The 21,463-nt window shown below is 33.3% G+C and carries 18 protein-coding genes, 1 tRNA gene and 1 pseudogene; 14 read left to right on the forward strand and 6 right to left on the reverse strand.

All coding sequences use genetic code 11. The annotated features are described in order from the left end of the window. Window positions 1-547: 547 nt before the first annotated feature. Window positions 548-1,690, reverse strand: coding sequence for an acyl-CoA dehydrogenase (locus D1816_RS21750; protein WP_066314604.1), 1,143 nt, complete (start codon window positions 1,688-1,690; stop codon window positions 548-550). A 446-nt stretch (window positions 1,691-2,136) separates the two neighbouring features. On the opposite strand from D1816_RS21750, the gene D1816_RS21755 reads away from it, so the two are divergent. From D1816_RS21755 to D1816_RS21790, 8 genes and pseudogenes are all read left to right on the forward strand, one after another. Beyond that, window positions 2,137-3,363 carry a Glu/Leu/Phe/Val dehydrogenase dimerization domain-containing protein gene (locus D1816_RS21755; RefSeq protein ID WP_066314598.1) on the forward strand — a complete coding sequence of 409 codons (1,227 nt, stop codon included), beginning with the start codon at window positions 2,137-2,139 and terminating at the stop codon, window positions 3,361-3,363. A gap of 27 nt (window positions 3,364-3,390) precedes the next feature. After that, complete coding sequence (gene nhaB, locus D1816_RS21760) at window positions 3,391-4,860, forward strand: sodium/proton antiporter NhaB (protein ID WP_066314597.1); 1,470 nt, start codon at window positions 3,391-3,393, stop codon at window positions 4,858-4,860. Between the two features lie 84 nt (window positions 4,861-4,944). Beyond that, the gene (locus D1816_RS21765) at window positions 4,945-5,628 is read left to right on the forward strand and encodes a MotA/TolQ/ExbB proton channel family protein (protein WP_082832451.1); all 684 of its coding nucleotides are present in this window, start codon (window positions 4,945-4,947) and stop codon (window positions 5,626-5,628) included. 1 nt (window position 5,629) lies between these two features. Further along, window positions 5,630-6,022, forward strand: coding sequence for a biopolymer transporter ExbD (locus tag D1816_RS21770; RefSeq protein ID WP_118505680.1), 393 nt, complete (start codon window positions 5,630-5,632; stop codon window positions 6,020-6,022). Window position 6,023: 1 nt separating this feature from the next. Beyond that, window positions 6,024-6,920: an energy transducer TonB gene (locus tag D1816_RS21775; RefSeq protein ID WP_118505682.1), complete on the forward strand. Its 897-nt coding sequence runs from the start codon at window positions 6,024-6,026 to the stop codon at window positions 6,918-6,920. Between the two features lie 5 nt (window positions 6,921-6,925). Next, window positions 6,926-8,142, forward strand: a pseudogene (locus D1816_RS21780) (folylpolyglutamate synthase/dihydrofolate synthase family protein). A gap of 69 nt (window positions 8,143-8,211) precedes the next feature. Continuing rightward, window positions 8,212-8,286, forward strand: a tRNA-Val gene (locus tag D1816_RS21785). Between the two features lie 220 nt (window positions 8,287-8,506). Then, window positions 8,507-9,592 (forward strand): DUF2652 domain-containing protein, encoded by a 1,086-nt coding sequence (locus D1816_RS21790; protein ID WP_118505684.1) that lies wholly within the window; start codon window positions 8,507-8,509, stop codon window positions 9,590-9,592. On the opposite strand, the gene murF is transcribed toward D1816_RS21790, so the two are convergent. Next, window positions 9,589-10,869 carry a UDP-N-acetylmuramoyl-tripeptide--D-alanyl-D-alanine ligase gene (gene murF, locus D1816_RS21795; RefSeq protein WP_118505686.1) on the reverse strand — a complete coding sequence of 427 codons (1,281 nt, stop codon included), beginning with the start codon at window positions 10,867-10,869 and terminating at the stop codon, window positions 9,589-9,591. The two genes, D1816_RS21790 and murF, sit on opposite strands and share 4 nt — an antisense overlap. 77 nt (window positions 10,870-10,946) lie before the next feature. Beyond that, a complete protein-coding gene (gldJ, locus tag D1816_RS21800) occupies window positions 10,947-12,626 on the reverse strand; it encodes a gliding motility lipoprotein GldJ (RefSeq protein ID WP_066314674.1) in 1,680 nt (559 codons plus the stop codon). Window positions 12,627-13,054: 428 nt separating this feature from the next. Between gldJ and porV the strand changes: the two genes are divergently transcribed. From porV to D1816_RS21830, 6 genes are all read left to right on the forward strand, one after another. After that, on the forward strand, window positions 13,055-14,203 hold the full coding sequence (gene porV, locus D1816_RS21805) for a type IX secretion system outer membrane channel protein PorV (protein WP_066314575.1): 1,149 nt from the start codon (window positions 13,055-13,057) through the stop codon (window positions 14,201-14,203). Between the two features lie 126 nt (window positions 14,204-14,329). After that, a complete protein-coding gene (locus tag D1816_RS21810; protein WP_066314574.1) occupies window positions 14,330-14,812 on the forward strand; it encodes a cytidine deaminase in 483 nt (160 codons plus the stop codon). Window positions 14,813-14,961: 149 nt separating this feature from the next. Beyond that, a complete protein-coding gene (gene pdhA / locus D1816_RS21815; protein WP_066314573.1) occupies window positions 14,962-15,963 on the forward strand; it encodes a pyruvate dehydrogenase (acetyl-transferring) E1 component subunit alpha in 1,002 nt (333 codons plus the stop codon). A 3-nt stretch (window positions 15,964-15,966) separates the two neighbouring features. Then, window positions 15,967-17,574 carry a pyruvate dehydrogenase complex dihydrolipoamide acetyltransferase gene (locus D1816_RS21820; RefSeq protein ID WP_118505688.1) on the forward strand — a complete coding sequence of 536 codons (1,608 nt, stop codon included), beginning with the start codon at window positions 15,967-15,969 and terminating at the stop codon, window positions 17,572-17,574. Between the two features lie 83 nt (window positions 17,575-17,657). Continuing rightward, the gene (locus D1816_RS21825; protein ID WP_118505690.1) at window positions 17,658-18,638 is read left to right on the forward strand and encodes a M20/M25/M40 family metallo-hydrolase; all 981 of its coding nucleotides are present in this window, start codon (window positions 17,658-17,660) and stop codon (window positions 18,636-18,638) included. A 20-nt stretch (window positions 18,639-18,658) separates the two neighbouring features. Beyond that, entirely contained in the window at window positions 18,659-19,339 is a 681-nt protein-coding gene (locus D1816_RS21830) for an SDR family oxidoreductase (protein ID WP_066314569.1), read from the forward strand. A 20-nt stretch (window positions 19,340-19,359) separates the two neighbouring features. Here D1816_RS21830 and D1816_RS21835 read toward each other — a convergent pair whose 3' ends face one another. The 3 genes from D1816_RS21835 to D1816_RS21845 form a co-directional block, all read right to left on the reverse strand. Next, window positions 19,360-19,701, reverse strand: a complete 342-nt coding sequence (locus D1816_RS21835; protein WP_066314568.1) for a hypothetical protein — start codon at window positions 19,699-19,701, stop codon at window positions 19,360-19,362. 288 nt (window positions 19,702-19,989) lie between these two features. Continuing rightward, on the reverse strand, window positions 19,990-20,433 hold the full coding sequence (locus tag D1816_RS21840; RefSeq protein WP_118505692.1) for a hypothetical protein: 444 nt from the start codon (window positions 20,431-20,433) through the stop codon (window positions 19,990-19,992). After that, entirely contained in the window at window positions 20,430-21,275 is an 846-nt protein-coding gene (locus tag D1816_RS21845) for a hypothetical protein (RefSeq protein WP_158597777.1), read from the reverse strand. The genes D1816_RS21840 and D1816_RS21845 overlap by 4 nt, the downstream gene beginning before the upstream one ends. Between the last annotated feature and the right edge of the window lie 188 nt (window positions 21,276-21,463).

The following is a 21,463-nucleotide window of genomic DNA, read 5'->3' on the forward strand; positions in this document are numbered from 1 at the left end:
AACCTATATCCAGTTGTTGGTATTTATTGCACACTGCTTTTTTTGTTACATTCGCTATGTAAAAAAAATAAAACAAGAATCATTTTGAAAAAAAACAAGAAAATTAAAATCGAATTAAAAAAAATTAAAATTACAAGATTGAATAATTCGGCAGAGCAATATGCAAAGGGTGGTGGAACGGATCGTTACAATAGCGACGGATGTGATTCTGAAATCCAACCGTGTTATCCTCTTCTAATATATAAAAGTATTGACTGTTATAAGTTATAGTTAGATCTGTAATACAGGTGTTTTATAGAGGTATGCATTTCACACAGTAAGAAGTAGTCAGCACGTATTTGATTATTTGTGTTAATGGGCTTGAATTCGCATTACCAATAGCCCATGTTTTGTTGAATAAATTTAGAGTGCTAGAATAAAATATCAATTTAATACTGGTTTTCTGTCATAACCATATTAGAATATTAGAGTATTAATTTTTGAAAACAAAAAGCGAAGTTTGTGAGTTCACACAAACTTCGCTTTTTAATAAATTTTCTTCAACGAATTAATCTCTAAGAATACTTCTTGAGATTACAATTTTTTGAATTTCGCTTGTACCTTCATATATCTGTGTGATTTTGGCATCTCGCATTAGTCGTTCTACATGATACTCTTTTACAAAGCCGTTCCCTCCATGTATTTGCACAGCTTCTACACTTACTTCCATAGCAGCTTGAGAAGCAGCTAATTTGGCCATTGCACCAGATAAGTCGTAATTTTCATGATTATCTTTGTCCATTGCTGCTTTATATACTAGCATTCTTGCCGCTTCAATTTGAACATGCATGTCTGCTAATTTAAATGCAATAGCCTGGTGATTCATAATCTCTGTTCCAAAGGCTTTTCGCACTTTAGAATATTCTTTTGCTAATTCATATGCACCTTCAGCAATTCCTAAAGCCTGTGCTGCAATTCCGATACGTCCACCTGCAAGTGTTTTCATGGCAAATTTAAAACCAAAACCATCCTCGCCTATACGATTCTCTTTAGGAACCTTTACATCATTAAAAATTAAAGAATGAGTGTCACTACCTCGAATACCTAATTTGTCTTCTTTAGGGCCAATTTCAAAACCTTCCCATCCTTTTTCAACAATAAAGGCATTGATACCTCTATGTTTTTTTTCTTTATCCGTTTGTGCAATTACTAAATAGTAATCTGCAGACCCACCGTTAGTAATCCAGTTTTTGGTTCCATTAAGTATATAATGATCACCTTTATCTATTGCTGTAGTTTTTTGAGACGTTGCATCACTACCTGCTTCTGGTTCAGATAAACAAAAAGCACCGATAGATTCACCAGTAGTTAACTTCGAAAGATATTTCTTTTTTTGTTCATCGTTTCCATAAGTGTCAAGACCCCAACATACCAAAGAGTTATTTACAGATACAATAACAGAGCATGAAGCGTCTATTTTAGATAATTCTTCCATAACTAAGACATAAGAAAGAGTATCCATACCACCACCTCCGTACTCAGGAGAAGCCATCATTCCTAAAAAACCAAGTTCTCCCATTTTCTTTACTTGTTCTGTTGGGAATTCTTGTTTGTTATCACGATCGATAACTCCAGGTAATAATTCAGCTTTTGCAAAATCACGAGCAGCATCTCGTATCATTAACTGTTCTTCGGATAGTTTAAAGTCCATATTTTATTATAATTTACTGTGCGTGCATAACACGAAATTCGTACTTTTTGATGAAAATAAATCGAGTTTACCCCTCGATTTTTACTAATTCTACAAATATAAGCTATAATATGATAGTTTTAATGTTTTTTTGCTTTTTTGATATCATGAATTTTTGAATGTATTTTAGAGGAATTTTCCCATATTTTTTAAAATTTGATTGACCTACTATAAGAAAAGAAAAACACTATTATTAGCGTAATTTTAATTTTATTTACTGTTTCAGCGTATTTAGTTTTTTATATTTGTCATCAAACATTTTTATTAGAATTCAATTTATAATAATGTCTTATGGATCAGCGCTGACCTCTGTAATGGAGGATAATTTAGACGAATAGAATAAGAGAACAATTTCGTTACGAATTGTGACGGAAATATTATTGTTAAATAAATTGAAATTTTTTTGAATGAAAGAATTATTAAAAAAATACGAAAATAAAACTCCCGAGATTATTTTTAACTGGAAAGATGCTGAGACAGAAGCTGAAGGTTGGACAGTTATAAATTCTTTAAGAGGAGGTGCAGCAGGAGGTGGTACTAGAATGCGACTTGGTTTGGATATGAACGAAGTACTCTCTTTGGCTAAAACGATGGAAGTAAAATTTACGGTTTCTGGACCCGAAATTGGCGGAGCAAAATCTGGAATTAATTTTGACCCCAATGATCCTCGTAAAAAAGGAGTTTTAAAAAGATGGTATAAAGCTGTATCTCCATTATTAAAAAGTTACTATGGTACTGGGGGAGATCTTAATGTAGATGAGATTCATGAAGTAATTCCTATTACAGAAGAGTGTGGTGTATGGCACCCACAAGAAGGAGTTTTTAATGGACACTTTCAACCTACCGAAGCTGATAAAATTAATAGGATAGGGCAATTAAGACAAGGAGTTATCAAAGTTTTAGAAAATACTATGTTTTCACCAGATGTGTCTAGAAAGTATACCGTTGCTGATATGATTACCGGATATGGAGTAGCAGAAGCTGTAAGGCATTATTACAGTATTTATGGAGGTGATGTAAAAGGAAAGAAGGCTGTGGTACAAGGTTTTGGTAACGTTGGGTCAGCAGCAGCATATTACCTTTCAGAAATGGGAGCTAAGGTAGTAGGTATTATAGATCATGCTGGTGGACTTATTAAAGAAGATGGTTTTTCTTTTGAACAGATCAAAGAGTTATATTTGAATAAAAAAGGAAATAAACTATATAGTGAAACGTTAATTCCTTTTGATCAATTAAATGAAAAAATTTGGTCTTTACAAACTGAAATATTTGCACCTTGTGCTGCCTCTAGGTTAATTACTAAAGATCAGATATCACAAATGATAGACTCAGGCTTAGAAGTAATTTCTTGCGGAGCCAATGTTCCTTTTGCTGATAAAGAAATATTTTTTGGACCAATAATGGAGTATACAGATGAACAAGTAAGTCTGATACCTGATTTTATTTCTAACTGCGGTATGGCAAGAGTATTTTCATATTTTATGGAACGAAAAGTGCAAATGACCGATGAAGCTATTTTTATGGATACATCCGAAACTATAAAAAAAGCTATTCAACATACATATAATAATAACAAAACAAAAACTAGTATCAGTAAAACAGCGTTTGAAATAGCCCTGAAACAATTACTGTAATATTAATCGCATTAACTAAGTAAAACTATGTTTAAGTATTTTTTAGGTAATAGTCCAAAATGGTTCAAAACCATAATGATTGGATTTTTAATTTTCAATGTATTTTCTTTTTTCGTTTTAGGACCAATAATTACTTCTTGGTTATTTATCGCAGAATTTATTTTCACATTGGCGATGGCACTAAAATGCTACCCCTTGCAATCAGGAGGTTTGTTGGCAATTCAGATTTTGATATTGAATCTTACTACTCCAAAAAATGCTTATCATGAAATAGACCAAAATCTAGAAGTTGTATTGCTTTTAGTTTTTATGGTAGCTGGTATATATTTTATGAAACCTTTATTAATGTATATTTTTAGTAAAGTGTTTACAAAAATAAAGTCTAAAATGGTATTGTCGCTACTGTTTGTTTTTCTTGCAGCAGTACTTTCGGCATTTTTGGATGCATTAACTGTAACTGCTGTTTTAATAAGTGTAGCAGTTGGTTTTTATGGAGTATACCATAAGATTCATTCAGGTTCTGGAGATTATGATGATAGCGGGACTTTGGATAGAAAGGAATTAAGCGGGGATACTTTAGAACAATTCAGAAGTTTCTTAAGAAGTTTGGTAATGCATGGAGTGGTAGGTACGGCCTTAGGAGGAGTTTGTACTTTGGTAGGAGAACCGCAAAACCTATTAATAGGGGAACGAATGGGATGGGACTTTATACAGTTTTTCTTAAAAATGGCTCCAATTTCGATTCCAGTACTAGGTGCAGGATTGCTTACAACAGTTGTTCTTGAGGCTACAGGGTCTTTTGGTTTTGGTGCAAAATTACCAGAAGTAGCCAGAAGAATTATAGAGAGTTACACAGAGGAAGAAGATGCAAATAGATCTGATAAATCTAAATATGGTCTTATTGTTCAGGCAGTATCAGCTATACTTTTAATTATTGGTTTAGCAATGCATTTAGCCCCGGTTGGTCTTATAGGATTAGCTTTAATAATTGTACAAACTGCCTTTATGGGGATTACTGAAGAGCATCAATTAGGGGCGGCATTTGAAGAAGCGCTGCCATTTACAGGTTTAATTGTAGTTTTCTTTGTTATTGTTGCTATGATTCATGATCAGCATCTGTTTAAGCCTATTATAGATTGGGCATTAACGTTGGATCCCGATCAACAACCTTCTATGTTTTATATCGCAAATGGATTATTGTCGATGATTAGCGATAATGTATTTGTAGCTACTGTGTATATTGGTGAAGTCAAACAGGCTTTTGATAGTGGAGTAATATCTCGTGAACAATTTGAGAAGTTAGCTATAGCGATTAATACAGGAACAAATTTACCAAGTGTTGCAACACCTAATGGTCAAGCAGCGTTCTTATTCTTACTAACATCTTCGTTAGCGCCGTTAATAGGATTGTCATATATGAAAATGGTGAAAATGGCTTTTCCTTATACAATTGTGCTTGGAGGCATTGGTTTATTAGGAATTATATATATATTATAAAAAAACGTCCATATACTTAACCTACAGAAATAACGTTAGTATACTAACACTAAATTAACAAAATCAAACATGACATATTTATCTATGCTTGGAGCTATTGCCCAAAACGCTGCAGAAAGCGAAACGGAGACAGAGAATTCATTGTCTATAATGGACCTTCTACTTAGTGGAGGTACAGGAGCGGTTGTAATCATTTCTATTCTTTTTGTATTACTGTTTGTTGCAGTGTACATTTATTTCGAAAGAATCTTTGCTATAAAAGCGGCATCTAAATATGATGAGAGCTTTATGACTAAAATTAGAGATAATGTAACTACAGGTAAAATTGAAGCGGCCAAAATATTATGTGCGCAAACCAATAACCCTGTTGCTCGATTAACTGAAAAAGGAATTTCACGGATAGGCCATTCATTAGAGGATATTAATAAAGCTATCGAAAATGCAGGTAGGCTAGAAGTGTATAAATTAGAGAAAAACGTAAGTATATTGGCCACTGTTGCTGGAGCTGCACCAATGATTGGTTTCTTAGGTACAGTTATTGGTATGATTTTGGCATTTCATAATTTGGCATCTAGTGAAGGAACTGCTGATATGGGAGTTTTGGCAGAAGGAATATATACTGCAATGACAACAACTGTAGGAGGACTAGTAGTAGGGATTGTTGCCTATATAGGATATAATCATTTAGTTGTACGAACTGATAAAGTTATACACAGTATGGAAGCAAAGGCTGTAGACTTTCTTGATTTATTAAACGAACCTGCTTGATATGAATTTAAGAGGAAGAAATAAAGTAAGTCCAGAGTTCAGTATGTCGTCAATGACGGATATTGTATTTCTATTGTTGGTTTTCTTTTTGTTAACATCACCAGCAATAACTCCTGAAGCGCTAGATTTGGTTTTGCCAAAAGCAAAAGGAAAAAGTTCTAATACACAAAATATATCGGTAAGTATTACCAATAAATTACAATACTATATCGATAGTGAACGAATAACTCAAAGTAGATTAGAGAGTGAATTGTTAGCTCGTTTGAAAGGTCAGAACGAACCAACAATTATCTTAAGAGCAGAAGAAGGTGTGCCTATTGAAAAAGCCGTAGGTGTAATGGATATAGCAAATAGAAATAAATTTAAAGTAATACTGGCAGTGAAACCCGATTAATATGATAAAACTAGATACAAAACATAAAAAGAAATCATTTGTGCTAACTTTAATTTTGCACATTGGGATTATTTTTTTGTTATTTTATCTAAGTCTTAATTATATAGAGCCAGATGAAGAAGGTGGTATTGCTGTTAATTTTGGAACTACAGAAACAGGTTCTGGTAAGATTCAACCCAATAAACCAATAAAAACATCACCTAAAAATACTACTCCTGAAACGGCTGCAACTCCTCCTGAACCGGTAGAAGAATCTCCAGAAATCAAAGATGAAGTTGTTACTCAGGATACCGAAGAAGCTCCGGTTATAGAGAAAAAACCTAAGAAGAAACCTAAAAAGAAGGTAGAAAAACCTAAAGAGCAGCCTAAAAAAAATACAGAACAAAAGCCGGTTAAAAATCCAGTAAAAGATAAACCAGTAAAAAAGGTAGAGGAAAAAAAACCTGATCCTAAACCTGATAAGTCTACATTGGATATACTGAATAGTTTTTCTAATGGCCCCAAAAATGATGGGAAATCTAAGGGGGGAGAAGGAAACGACAAAGCGCCAGGAGATAAGGGTAGTCCTAATGGAGACCCAAATGCAAAGTCATATTATGGTACTGGTAAAGGACTAGATGGCGATGGTAATTATAGATTAGGAGGACGAAAGGCTCTAAACAAAGAGAAGTTCGTTCAAGATTGTAATGAATCCGGAATCGTGGTTGTAAAAATAGAAGTGAATCAAAGCGGAAAAGTAATCCGTGCCACTCCTGGTGTAAAAGGTACAACTAATAGTTCGGCATGTTTAATGGAACCTGCAAAAAGAGCAGCTATGGCTACAAAGTTTAATAGCGATTCAAAAGCGCCGGTCAAACAGGTAGGAACTATTATTTATCAATTCAAACTTTCCGAATAAAAAATATGAATTACAGTGAAACACTGGATTGGATGTTCAGCCAATTACCAATGTATCAACGTCAAGGTAGTAGTGCTTATAAAGCAGATCTTCATAATACTATTCAATTAGCTAAATATCTACAAAATCCTGAAACGAAGTTTAAAAGTATTCATGTTGGGGGTACAAATGGTAAAGGTTCAACGAGTCATATGTTAGCTTCAGTTTTGCAAAAGGCTGGTTATAAAGTGGGATTGTATACCTCACCGCATCTAAAGGATTTTAGGGAGCGTATAAAGATTGATGGTGTAGAAATTGAAGAAGATTATGTGGTTGATTTTATAGAGCAACATAAGGCGTATTTTGAAGAAAATCAGCTGTCTTTTTTTGAAATGACGGTTGGTTTAGCGTTTGAGTATTTTGCAACTTCAAAAGTAGATATTGCTATAATTGAAGTTGGACTTGGTGGTAGGTTAGATTCTACAAATATAATTGTGCCAGAGGTATCAATTATAACCAATATAGGTCTTGATCATGTAAAGTTTTTAGGAGATACTTTAGAAAAAATAGCAAATGAAAAAGCAGGTATCATAAAAGAAAATGTTCCTGTTGTTGTTGGTAGAACAACTGTAGATACAAAGAAGGTATTTGAAAACAAAGCCGCATCTTGTAGTAGTGTTTTGTATAATGCAAGTGGATATGCAGGATTTCTATATTCTTCAGATTTGAAAGGAGAATACCAAAACGAAAATATAAAGACTACTCTACAAACAATATCAGTTTTAAAAGATCAGGGATGGTTAATTAGTGAATTGGCAATTCAGAATGGTCTTGCAAATGTATCTAAAACTACAGGTTTGTTAGGAAGATGGCAAGTTTTACAACAAAGACCAAAGGTTATTTGTGATACGGCGCATAATGAAGATGGGTTAACGTATGTGATGCGGCAATTACTAAAAGAGGAATATGATAGTTTGCACATTGTTTTAGGAGTGGTTAATGATAAAGATTTAAGTAAAATTCTTACTCTTTTCCCAACAGAAGCCCAGTACTATTTTGCAAAACCAGATATTTCTAGAGGACTTGAGGTAGAAGAATTAGAAAAAAATGCAAAAAAAATAATTTAATAGGAGAGAGGTTTAGCTCTGTAAAAAAAGCGTACAAAGCTGCTTTACAACGTGCTACAGAGCGAGATGTTGTTTATGTAGGAGGGAGTACATTTGTAGTAGCAGAAATAATTTAATTTTTCTTTCAAATTGTTTTGGTAGACTGCAAAACTGTCTTATATTTGCATCCGCAATCGCAAGATAGCGGGCGCTTAGCTCAGTTGGTTCAGAGCACTTGGTTTACACCCAAGGGGTCAGGGGTTCGAATCCCTTAGCGCCCACAAAGGTTCTCATTTATGAGAACCTTTTTTGGTTTTATACACTTTCTGTTAAAAATATGGAACTTAAAATGAATGCACTTGACGATAGCCTTTTTTTCTTATTTTAGTGTTAATCAAAAGGCAGATGGCTATAAATTCGTTACATTTCCTCTAAATATTATTTACACGCGTTAAATCCTCTCATTTAGGTTTTAATTCTTGTTGTATTGTATATATCAATATGCTCAATTCATTACTTTTTATACCAGATATATCTGGTTTTACCCATTTTGTTCAGAATACAGAAGTAGAACATAGTCAACATGTAATTTCGGAACTGTTAGAGGTTCTTGTTAAAGCTAATACTCAACATCTGCAATTGGCCGAAGTCGAAGGTGATGCTTTATTTTTTTATAAGGAAAACGAAATCCCTTCTCAAGAAAAGCTTTTGGCTCAGATTGAAACAATGTTTACGGCGTTTTATAGTCATTTAAAGTTGTTAGAAAAAAACCGTATTTGTCCTTGCAATGCCTGTGCAAAGGCTCCAAATTTAGAATTAAAAATTGTAGTGCATTGTGGAGAAATACAGTTTATTACTGTGCAGGGAAAACGAAAACCTTTTGGAGAATCAGTTATAGAGGTGCATAGAATGTTAAAGAACTCTATTGATAGTGATAACTATACGTTATTGAGTGATGATGTGAGTAAGGTTATAGGATTGTCTAAAGGGTATGAGAGTAAGTTGTATCTCTTTCATGAGAGCTATGATACTTATGACGATAAGAAGGTTAAATATTTATACTCAGAAATAGATAAAACTAAACTCAAACTTAATCCCTTTGCCACTCCAGAAGAAGTAAGTTTTGATGAAAAACCAGGTATCGTTATTGTAAGGGATTTTGAAATTTCTGCAAGACAATTATTAGAGTACATTACAAACTATAGTTACAGGTATTATTGGGCTAAAGGCGTAGATAAGATTGAATATAATGTTAATGAAATTACTAGACTGGGTTCTGAACATGTATGTGTAATCGACGGAAAACGGTTAAATTTTACAACAGTTACTAAAAAGGTTGAGGGAAACGAGATTGTTTATGGTGAGCGCACAACCGATGTACCAATAGATTTGATTTATAATTTTTTTATTATAAAACCAATCTCTGATACTCTTTGTCAATTAAGGTTGGAGATATACCCCGAAGCGAAATCTTGGATAAAAAAAATAGTACTGTCAATGTTTATTAAAGCAGCAATTAAGAAATCCACAGCAAAATCTTTAGATGCGCTCTCTGATTTTATTAAAAAAGAAGGCAGATCTGTCTAGTTAAGTAAATTTAATATTCGTTCAAGTTGCATCCCACGAGAACCTTTGATCAGTATTGTAACCTTTTTGTTTTTTAATTTCCAATTACTCTTTAGGTTTTCAAAAGACTCAAACTTTTTAACTCTAGGATCATTAGATGTTGTTTGAAGAAAGTTCTTTCCTAATAAGTAGATTTCATTTACACTAGTGTTTGTGATTAGATTAGTGATTTTTTGATGTTCGGCTTTAGCTTCAGAGCCTAATTCAAACATATCGCCAAGAAAAACAATTTTATTGTTATCGTTTAGTGTTGTTAAGTTGTTTATGGCAGCCTCCATACTTGACGGATTGGCGTTATAGGCGTCAAGAATAATAGTGTATGAATCCTTCTTTATTATTTGGGAACGATTATTTGTTGGGATGTAAGATTCTATGGCTCCTTTGATGGCATTAGGAGGGGTGTTAAAATGATTTCCGATAGCAATTGCAGCAGCTATATTTGTAAAATTGTATACACCAATTAAATTGCTGTTGATGATTAGGTTTTGGTATGATACAATCACATTTGGATTTGCTTCGATTAATTTGATTGTACAATCACTTTTACTAGTTTGAGAAAAACTAAAACTCTTTATTCCTGATGATGCGTTGACTAATTTTTGATCTTCAATATTAATAAAAACAGCTTTATCATTTTGTTTAAGATGTCTGTATAGTTCGGTTTTGCCTTTTAGAACACCTTCGATGCCTCCAAACCCTTCTAGGTGGGCTTTTCCTATATTGGTGATGTAACCATAGTCTGGTTTGCAAATAGCACATAAGGATTCGATTTCACCTTGGTGATTTGCGCCCATCTCAACAATTCCTATTTCTGTTTCTTGTGTCATAGACAAAAGAGTGAGTGGGACACCTATATGATTATTTAAGTTGCCTATTGTGGCAGTGGTTTTAAATTTAGAAGAAAGAACACAATTTATTAATTCTTTTGAAGTGGTTTTTCCATTACTGCCTGTTAGCCCGATAATAGTGATACCTAAAAACTCTCTATGATATAAAGCTAAATCTTGTAGTGTTTTTAATGTGTTATTAACTAGAATATGTTTGTCTGAAGTTTTAAATTCTGGCTCATCTATTATGGCAAACGAGGCACCTGATTCGAGTGCTTTATCGGCATATGTGTTACCATTGAAATTTTCTCCTTTTAAACTAAAAAACAAGGTGTTCTTGCTAATTTTCCTTGTGTCAGTAGAGACTCCTTTGCTATCTAAAAATAATTTATGAATTTGTGAAATGGTCATATATCATATTGTATAAAAAAGCCCTGACAGTTAAGTACAGGGCTTTTTTGTTTATAACGAACATTTATTTCTTAATACTATTTTCTTGGCTTTTGGTGTCTAGGAGTCTTTTGCTTTTTTGCTTTGGTACCAACTCGAGACATTGCATTTCTGAAACCAATATAATCCGTTGCCATATCTTGAGGCATGAATCTTCTTTGCGCTGGATCTAACCAATATGCTCTATCTTTCCAAGAACCTCCTTTGTATACTCTTACATCATCACCAATAAGTGTAGTTCTTTTACTAGATTCATCATATTTTCTGTCCATTTTTGTACTGTCTTCAGCACTTGGACCTACGTAATGAATAGGAGCATTATACATTCTTTTGCTTGGCTCACCACCTCCATCTTGATAAGATTCAAAATATCTTGAAGAGTTTTTGTCACCATCTCTATAGTTTATATTATCACTATCAGTAAAGTTAGTTCTCATGTACGTATCTTCATCATCGATAGGTACCTGTAAAATTCCACCTGGTAAAACTCTAGCGATGATCTTACCGTTACTTAATGTGTCATAAACAATAGAATCTGTCATAACTACTTTAACTGTACCGTCTGGGTTTATAGCATTTTTTGTATAAACATTTCCTCTATAGTAGTTAAAGTCATTGTATTCATCATCTACGATAGGTCTATATACATCTGCTACCCATTCAGCTACATTTCCAGCCATATCGTATAGTCCGTAATCGTTAGGATCATAAGATTTAACAGGGGCAGTAATATCTGCGCCATCATCACTCCAACCTGCGATACCACCATAGTCACCATCACCTTGTTTGAAGTTGGCTAATTGATCTCCACGAGTTCTTCTGTTTCCTGAACGTGTATATTTACCAGTCCAAGGGTATTTTTTTCTACCTCTATAAATATTGTAACTTCTGATTTCTACAAGACCTAAAGCAGCATATTCCCACTCCGCTTCTGTTGGGAGTCTGTACTTTGGTAATAGTAGTCCATCCTTACGTTGAATATATAGACCAGTTGAGTCATTTCTTTTTTCGTACTGCTCTGATTTTTTACCACCTCTGGTAGCTTCATCATTACCTCCGTATGTTTGTGAAGGAGCGTTTAAGTATGTTTCTGTGTCAAAAGTACTTTCTGCAGAAACATCTTCAAAAGGAGCATTTGGTTTTATTACTTGTTCTTCTTCAAGAATTCTTTCATTAACACGATTAGTCCTCCAGTTACTAAACTCGACTGCCTGAATCCAATTAACTCCAACTACAGGGTAGTTAGCGTATGCAGGGTGTCTAAGATAGTTATTGGTCATCATTTCGTTAAACCCAAGACGATTTCTCCATACTAATGTATCAGGAAGGGCACCATAATAGATATTTCTGTATTTTGGTTCTGTAGGAGGGTAAACTCCTTTTAACCAATCTAAATATTCTAAATACATGATGTTGGTAACCTCTGTTTCATCCATGTAAAATGATTGAACATGCTGTTGAGTAGGGGTGTTGTTCCAGTCGTGCATTACGTCGTCCTGCACACGTCCCATGGTGTACGTTCCTCCTTCGATAAATACAAGACCCGGTCCTGTCTCTTGTTCTTTGTAATTTGTAGCAACCTGGAAACCACCTTCTTTGGAATTGTATTTCCAACCTGTGGCCCTAGAACTGCTCCCATAGTCGTTTTGAGAACAACTGATGAGCAATACACTAACGGAAAGCGCCATTAGCGACTTAATAATAAACGCGTTTTTCATAATCTTAAGTTCGTTAAAAGTAGAAATTAGGGCTTGCAATATAATTAATAAACGTTAAAATTACCCTAATTTTTGTAAAATATTATCAATTCACGATTTTTTGTGAATTTCTAACGACTTTGGTTTAACGCAATATTTCTAAAATTATTATTGATGACCAAATAAAATCTAAGAAATTTAAACTTTTCTGAAAAAACACTTTTTATCTATAATTCCAATAGAAGATTTTTACTAAAAAAAACCATTTGTACTCTAGTTTAGTACATATGATAACCCTTTTTGAGGCTTTATTTATTTAAATTGCGAAGATTATATAAGATATAAGTAAATTAAACGTTAACAGTAGAGTGTAGTAAAAAAAAACAAATTACACACTATTTTTTAATCACTAAATAACTATATATTTGTCAAACTCAATTATTGCAGGTATGAAAAACACACTTATTGCTGGTATTATATTACTGACACTCTTTAATTTTAATATCAACGCTCAAGAGAATAGAGCGATTACAACAGCCACACCATTTTTATTAATTGCTGCAGATGCTAGAGCAGCAGGTTTAGCAGATCAGGGAGTTGCTACTTCAGCAGATGCCTTTTCTCAACAATGGAATCCTGCTAAATACGTATTTGCTAAAAGTAAGCAAGGAGTGGGTGTGAATTATACACCATACCTTAGTAACTTGGTGAATGATATATTTTTAGGAAATTTGAATTATTATAATCGTATTACTGAGACTAGTGCGGTTGCTGCAAGTTTTAGATACTTTAGTTTGGGAGATATAGAGTTCAGACAAACTGCAGATGGTGCTTCAAATACACAAAGACCGAATGAATTTACTATAGACCTTTCTTATACGTTAAAATTAAGTGAGAATTTTTCTATGGCTGTAGCTGGACGTTATCTTAGATCTGATTTGAGATTGCAGACAGAAAATGCAGATGACGCAAGTGCGGCAGGAAGTGTTGGTGTAGATATTGCTGGTTTCTATCAAAGTGAAGAAATTGCATTCAATTCTTTTAATGGTAGATGGAGAGCAGGTGCTACTATTTCAAATTTAGGACCAAAAATTAGTTATGATGATTCAGGTCAGGAAAACTTTATTCCAACTAATTTTAGAATAGGTGCTGGTTTTGATTTTATTCTCGATGATGATAATAGAATTTCACCATCTATAGAATTTAGTAAATTGTTAGTTCCTACTCCTCAAGATTTTGATAATGATGGCGATATTGATGCAGATGATAATAGAGAATATCAAGAGATTGATTCTTTCGGAGCAGTTTTCTCTTCATGGGGAGATGCTGATGGAGGTTTTAGTGAAGAGCTAAAAGAAATCACATGGTCTTTAGGAGCAGAATATATGTATCGTGATGTTTTTGCTTTTAGAGCAGGATATTTTAACGAAAGTGAAGAAAAAGGAGCGCGTAAATTTCTTTCTTTAGGAACAGGATTTAGATACAATGTAGTTAACTTAGATGTTTCATATTTATTTTCAACATCAGCGGTTAAAAGTCCTTTAGAAGGTACACTACGTTTTGGTCTTACATTTAATTTTGGAGATGAATATTATTAATCATTTCTAAGTATCACAATATTTTAATAAAAGTATCAAGCTACGGTTTGATACTTTTTTTTGTTTGTAGTACATTGTAAGGCTATTGCATTACTAGTAAATTAAGAAGCGAGATTATAAGATAAAATGAAAGAAATAGAGATAAAGTCAACGTTGCAAGTATATGATTCATTTGATGAATTGCCAAAAGACATTCAGCAATTAATGCAGAAATCGATGGCTATAAGAGATAAAGCATATGCCCCATATTCAGAATTTTTAGTAGGAGCGGCTTTGCTATTGGAGAACGGAGAAGTAGTTTTAGGAAATAATCAAGAGAATGCTTGCTATCCTTCAGGATTATGTGCAGAACGAACGGCTATATATTATGCCGGAGCAAATTATCCTGATGTCCCCGTTTTAATAATGGCGCTAACTGCTAAGTCACTAAAGCATCAGTTAGTTACTCCAACGCCTCCTTGTGGAGCATGCAGGCAATCAATTGCAGAATATGAGCTAAAACAAAATAAGCCTATTACGATTTATTTTATGGGAGAAACAGGAAAAGTGGTCAAATCTTCTTCTTTATCTAATTTATTGCCCCTTATTTTTGATAATTCATATTTATAACGTTTTCGTTGATTTTATCAGCAAAGGGCTTTTCCCTTAATTGTGAATATGTTATTTTTGTTTTTCGTTCTCTTAATAAATTAGGAGAAATATTAAATGATTATCAGTGTCAAAACTGATTTGTTATACACACATCAGCACAATTGCAAATGAAAAAAATAACCAAAGAAGTTTACCTAAATTGGTACGAAGAAATGCTTTTCTGGAGAAAGTTTGAAGATAAGCTTGCTCAAGTATACATTCAGCAAAAAGTAAGAGGATTTTTACACTTGTATAATGGCCAAGAAGCTATTCTAGCAGGAGCGCTACATGCAATGGACCTTACCAAAGATAAAATGATTACTGCTTACCGTAATCATGTACAGCCTATTGGAATGGGGGTAGATCCTAAAAGAGTAATGGCCGAATTATTTGGGAAAGGCACAGGAACTTCTCAAGGTTTAGGAGGATCAATGCATATTTTCTCAAAAGAACATCGTTTCTATGGAGGTCATGGTATTGTAGGAGGTCAAATACCTTTAGGTGCAGGTTTAGCCTTTGCAGATAAGTATAAGAAAAGTGATGCTGTGACATTAACTTTCTTTGGTGACGGAGCGGCTCGTCAAGGATCATTACATGAAACCTTCAATTTAGCAATGCTTTGGAATTTACCTGTAGTATTCTGTGTAGAAAACAATGGATATGCCATGGGGACTTCTGTTGAAAGAACAGCAAATCATACAGATATATGGAAATTAGGACTAGGGTATGAAATGCCAAGTGGTCCTGTAGATGCTATGAATCCTGTTAAAGTTGCAGAGGCTTTTGACGAAGCAATAACTAGGGCAAGAACAGGAGGAGGCCCTACTTTCTTAGAATTAAAAACATATAGATATAGAGGGCATTCAATGAGTGATGCTCAGAAATATCGTACTAAAGAAGAAGTAGCAGAATACCAAAAAATTGATCCGATCACTCAAGTACTAGATATTATCAAAGAGAAAAAGTATGCAAGTGACGAAGAAATTGCAATTATAGATAAAAGAGTAAAAGATAGGGTGGCAGAATGCCAGAAATTTGCTGAAGAATCACCATTTCCAGAAAAGAACGTGATGTATGATGTTGTTTATGAGCAAGAAGACTACCCATTCTTATCACACAAACCACAATAAAATATGGCTACAGTAATAAATATGCCACGATTGAGTGACACTATGGAAGAAGGTGTTGTTGCAAAGTGGCTTGTTAAAAAAGGAGATAAAGTTAGTGAAGGGGATATCTTAGCAGAGATAGAAACCGATAAAGCAACTATGGAATTTGAGTCCTTTTACGAAGGAACATTACTTCATGTAGGTATTCAAGAAGGAGAAACTGCTCCCGTAGATCAACTTTTAGCCATTATTGGTGATGAAGGAGAAGATATTTCGGGATTACTAAATGGTAGTAGCTCAACTGCGACTGCTGAAGCTCCCAAAGAAGAAGCTAATGCAGCATCAGAAGAAACCTCTTCTGAAAGTACTTCTGTACCAGAAGGTGTTGAAATTATTACAATGCCACGCCTTAGTGATACGATGGAAGAAGGAACAGTAGCGACATGGTTAAAGAAAGTAGGAGATACTGTTGAAGAAGGTGATATTTTAGCAGAGATAGAGACTGATAAAGCTACGATGGAATTTGAGTCTTTTTACAACGGTACTTTATTACATATAGGTATAGAAGAAGGTCAAACTGCTGCTGTAGATAAATTATTAGCCATTATAGGCCCTGCAGGAACTGATGTTTCGGGGATTAAGGATGGAGGGAGTGTAACTACTTCTGAACCTAAGACTCAATCTTCAACAGAAGAAGTAAAAACAGAAACTAAATTAGAAGTCACTGCAACAACAGCAAGTGGAGGCAGAGTATTTGCTTCCCCGTTAGCAAAAAAGATAGCGGCAGATAAAGGTATCGATCTTTCACAAGTTAAAGGAACTGGTGAGAACGGAAGAATCGTTAAAAAAGATATAGAATCGTTTACACCTAGTGCAGCACCTGCAATAGATACTACTATAAAAGAAACTAAGGTACCTTCTTCGGTACAAACGTTTACTCCGGCAGGTGAAGTTAGTTTTGAAGAAGTTAAGAATTCGCAAATGCGTAAGGCAATAGCAAAAAGCCTTTCTGCTTCTAAATTTACAGCACCACATTATTATCTTACAATTGAAGTAAATATGGATAATGCCATTTCTTCTCGTAAGATTATTAATGAGCTGCCAGATACAAAAGTCTCGTTTAATGATATGGTAGTTAAGGCTTGTGCAATGGCTTTAAGAAGGCATCCTAAAGTAAATACTACATGGAAAGACGATGTAACCGTATATAATAAACATATAAGTATTGGTGTGGCAGTAGCTGTACCAGATGGGCTAGTAGTTCCGGTATTACCTTTTACAGATCATATGAATATTATGGAAATTGATGTGAAAGTAAGAGATTTAGCTACTAGAGCTAGAGATAAAAAGTTAACTCCGCAAGAAATGAGCGGTAGTACTTTTACAGTATCTAATCTTGGGATGTTTGGTATTCAGGAGTTTACTTCTATTATTAACCAACCCAATTCTGCAATTTTATCTGTAGGAGCAATTGTAGAAAAGCCGGTAGTTAAAAATGGAGCAGTAGTTGTTGGAAATACAATGAAAGTTACGTTGGCTTGTGATCATAGAACTGTGGATGGAGCTACAGGAGCACAGTTTTTACAAACATTACAGAAATATCTTGAGAACCCAGTAACAATGTTGGCGTAATCCAAGAAATAAATATCAAAATACAGAAATCCTGCTTCTTTCGAAGTGGGATTTTTTTATCTTTATCTCAAAACGTATTTAAGATGAAACAATGTTTAAGTGTGCTATTGATTTTTGTGGTTTTTGTAAATTGTAAACAAGGTACAATAGCGCAATCTAAAGAGAAAGATACATCTGTTACTAGTTCTTTTTTGAAAGGAAATGTTACAGCTGGTGAAGTTGAAGAAATAATGAATTTTTTGGCTAATGATAAATTAGGGGGTAGAGATACTGGTAGTAAAGGATTAGCAAGTGCGGCTCAATTTGTAGAAAAAGAATTTAAAGAAGTTGGGGTACGTCCATATTTTGAAAATTATAAAAATTCTTTTTTGGCTAAAGGAGTCGAAACATTTAACGTTGTTGGGTATTTAGAGGGCATTGATAAAGATTTAAAAGAAGAATTTGTAATCATAGGAGCACATCTTGATCATATTGGTACAGCAAAAGAAGTTAATGGTGATGTTATAGCTAATGGAGCAAATGATAATGCAGCAGGAAGTACTGCAGTAATATCTTTAGCAAAACAATTGGCTAAGATAAAAAAGAATAAACGTAGTGTGTTGTTTGTTCTTTTTGGAGCCGAAGAAAAAGGACTATTAGGTTCTAAACATTTGGCTAAGGTGTTAAAAGAGAAAAATATTGACCTATATACTATGGTTAATTTTGAAATGATTGGAGTTCCTTTAAATGAAAAATCATACGAAGCCTATATAACGGGATATGAAAAATCAAATATGGCAGACAAGATTAATGAATATTCTAAAAGTGAACTTGTAGGATTTTTGCCGAAAGCAAAAGAGTTTCAATTGTTTCAACGAAGTGATAATTACCCTTTTTATAAAGAATTTAATGTGCCTTGTCAGACCATATCTACATTTGATTTTACAAATTATAACTATTATCATCATGTAGATGACGAGGTTTCTGAAATGAATTTTGAGTTTATGGCAAAATTGATTAATAATTGTTTGCCATCAATAGTAAATATATGCCGTACGCCAACTAAAGAAATTACATTAAATTAAATAGAGTTTATCGAAAAACTATGAAGAATATTATTATCACTGGGGCCAGTAGAGGTATTGGTTATGAATTAGCAAAATTATGTGCAGATAGTGGGCACAATGTTTTGGCATTATCCAGGAATGAGAAGCCTATACTTAATGTTAACCATAAAAATATTCATGCGTTTTCATTTGATATTTCTACATCAAAAGATCTAGATAATATGGTTGAATACATTTCTACAGAATGGAAACAAGTAGATATATTGATTAATAATGCCGGAAAACTGCTAAATAAACCTTTTAGTGAGATTTCTTCAAAGGATTTTGAAGATGTATATAAAGTTAATGTTTTTGGTGTTGCAGAGATCACTCGTAGAGTATTACCGTTTATGAAAAGAGAAAGTCATGTGGTAACCATAAGCAGTATGGGAGGGATTCAGGGTAGTGCAAAATTCCCGGGTCTTTCTGCATATAGTTCTAGTAAGGGAGCAGTGATCACATTAAGTGAATTACTAGCAGAAGAATATAAAGAAAGCGGTATTGCTTTTAACGTGTTAGCTCTTGGAGCTGTGCAAACAGAAATGTTAGAAGAGGCTTTTCCAGGGTATCAAGCCCCATTAACAGCAATAGAAATGGCAACTTATATCAAAAATTTTGCCCTTACAGGACATAAATTTTACAACGGTAAGGTTTTGCAAGTGTCAAATAGCACACCTTAACTCATATTTATGAACCTATATCAATACTTATTTTTAAGTTCAAGATATTGGTAAAACTGTTGCACAGTAAGTACTTTTTTAAATTCTTGATTCTGAAAGTATACTAGATTGCTTAAATTTTTTGACTTTTCTTTTTCAGATAAATTTGATTGTATAACTTCATTAGCTTTGACAGAATACTGATAAATTGTTTTTTCAAGAATTCTGCTGGTGTACAAGGTTAAATTTAGTTCTTTTTGTAGTTCAATTGTTTTTTGGACAGCCAATTTCTGAAGCATTTTTTTTTCTTTAGGTTCGATTTGGGTTTGCGCAAAACTACCAAGACATATAACAAAGAAGACGATGGTTAAAGAAGTTTTCATGAGGTTAGTTTGTGAATGAAATGTTAAATTGTTGTGATTTAAAAATATTAATAATTGATATACAGTAGATTGAAATAAATGAAAACTCGATGAATCGTGTTTTTTTAACGCTTAAAAACCATTTTATTTATGGTTTTAGCATGTTTTTAGTGGTTGAAAACCTTAATTAGAGGTAAATTATAGAAGGTTTTTTGAGATGGTTTACTGAAATTGAAGCATTATTTTTTTGTAAACCTGAATGAGAGTATAAGTAGAACCTTTAATAATAAGTGAGATGAAATTAGATTCTTAATTTTTGCCTCTTTCGAAACGTAATTTTACTGTCTTTAATAGTTTTCCATCTACTATGGTTTGTGAAGTTTTGATATATGTATAAATCGTGTCTATCCCCGAATTGAATACAACTTTTGTTTTTGTGACTTTTGTAGAGTCAGAAATCATCTTTAAAGGTGATATAAGATCTACATCTTTAATTAGTTTACGCTGTTCTGAAAATAAGTATTCGTTTTCCTTTTCTATTGAGAAACTTGGATGATTTTGTGCTATGATGTACTTATCAATATGTTCTTGAAGTTTTTGCTTAATTAGGATACTATATGCATCTTCTTCTGAAAGAATAACTTCTTTTTCAGTGATGTCAGCATTGGGAGCTAAATTATCTAACTCTTTGGATGAATTGTTAGCACATCCAGATGTTACTAAGATTACGATTATCAAAACAAACTGTTTCATGATTTTATTCTAAATTTTAGTTTTACAATCTGTTCATTTTTTCTTTGAGATTCTATAATCTCAATATTTTTTAAGCTTTCTGTCGGTGTGGTTAACGTGTTGATGAAATCATTTTTACTATATATTTCTATTCCTAATCCATGTGGTAATATTTGCATTATTGTGACATCGTCTGAAATCATTCGTGATAGTTCTTTTTTTCGATTTTTCCAATCTTCTATCTTTCCGTTTGCATAATAATGAAGCATTAATGCATAATCATTTGTTCTTACTTTTAGATGTTCTTGATTTTCAGATGACGCAATTCGGTATATAGTATCAGTTTTATGATACGGTGATTGCACTACAAAATGAATATAATCATCAGTAGTTTTCCATGAAAAACATCCTAAACTATCACTTTTTGTATAAAATTGAGACTCTTTATCATTAAGGATGATTACATCAAGAGGGATTCGGGTTATGGGTTGATTTCGATCTTGATCTATGAAACAAAAATTAAAAGTGTGTTTTGTTGGAATTAATAATAATAGGATGCCTACCAAACCAAGACTCGATACTATAATTACAAACCATTTAGGAGTTCTCTTCTTCTTTTTAAAAACATTAGAAGAAAGTTTCTTTTCTTTAAAATCATTCCAATTTGAATAACCACAATATTGAGACAGTATAGTAAGTATATCTACTCGCGGTAACTTTTCTGTTGAATTTTTAAAGTAACTATAAAAAGACTTTTCACTAATACTTGTTTTAGTGTATCTCTGTAAATCTTCTTGAAACGAAATAATATCTTGTCCTTTCCATTTAGAAATATCAGGGTTTGAAGCAGAATTGTTTTTCAAAAACTTTTGTGCTACAGCTTCTTTAAGGAGTTCGAATACTATTTTATCTTCAGGCGTAATAGTTGTATTGTTTTGATAATAAGTTATTTGAAGTTTGTAAAATAATTTACAACTATTATACAAGCGTTCTACAAAGGATGAAACAAAAACTCGAATAGGTTTGCTTTCAGATTAACAATATAAAAATA

This window comes from Aquimarina sp. AD10, from assembly GCF_003443715.1.
GTDB classification, from domain to species: Bacteria; Bacteroidota; Bacteroidia; order Flavobacteriales; family Flavobacteriaceae; genus Aquimarina; species Aquimarina aggregata.